Source organism: Serratia sp. A07, from assembly GCF_058725505.1.
On sequence record NZ_JBZXDO010000208.1, the window covers coordinates 1 to 802 of the forward strand.

Below are 802 nucleotides of genomic sequence, written 5' to 3' on the forward strand. Positions count from 1 at the left end.
GCAGCGTCACTGATTTTCTGGTTCCACTCGCCCAACGCAGTGCCTGCACACCCCGTTAACAACAACGCGGCGCAAAGAACACCTGGCATCAAAAAAGACTTTACCTGTCGATTCATAATCATGATTTAGCTCCTTTTTTTGAAGAGGTGGGCAATGTTGGCACAGAAGTTTTATTGAGTGGGGGCGAAAAAGCGGAACGCGATGTGCCAGACATAATGTCTGCGTCAGGTTCCCCCAGGCGCTTGACCGCCTCCATACCAACCGGCGTTTGAAGGCGAATATCATCACGCGTTACAGCTACAGATCTGTACTGCTGCACAACCCCATAAACCTGCCGTACCCAATGCCCCCCCTGGCTCAGCAAGTCATCCCGCTTTTGACGAGAGATCAACCCATAGTGCCATGCCTGAAATGCTTTCATAGCCAGCTGATCAAAGCCAACGAGTAACCAGACACAACGATACCCGAGCGGAGTACGACTAAATACACCGATATTCAGCGGTGATACTGATGAGACTTCTGACATCGAGACCTGACCCGGCAAGCTGGATAAGACGTTATCAAGTTCTGCGACTGCACTCTGCAATCGCGCGGTGCCACGTTCAATAGCCTGCTCCAACGACAACATCGCGCCATCGGCATAAGGGTTGTCAGCGTTTGAATCAGCATTAATTTTCCCTGCCCGGGCGATGACCTGAGGCATGCTGACTATTTGTGGTTTATTTGACTCTTTCTCACGCTGCCGTCCCTCCCATAACAATATTGCATATTGTGTATGCAACTGGACGGTTAACGTCGATTT

1 protein-coding gene is annotated in these 802 nt (G+C 50.5%); it reads right to left on the reverse strand.

Annotated features, from left to right (window positions below; translation table 11 throughout):
- Positions 1-118: 118 nt before the first annotated feature.
- Positions 119-802: PFL_4669 family integrating conjugative element protein (locus AC4PR2_RS29285; protein ID WP_492176099.1), on the reverse strand; the 684-nt coding region annotated here is incomplete at its 5' end.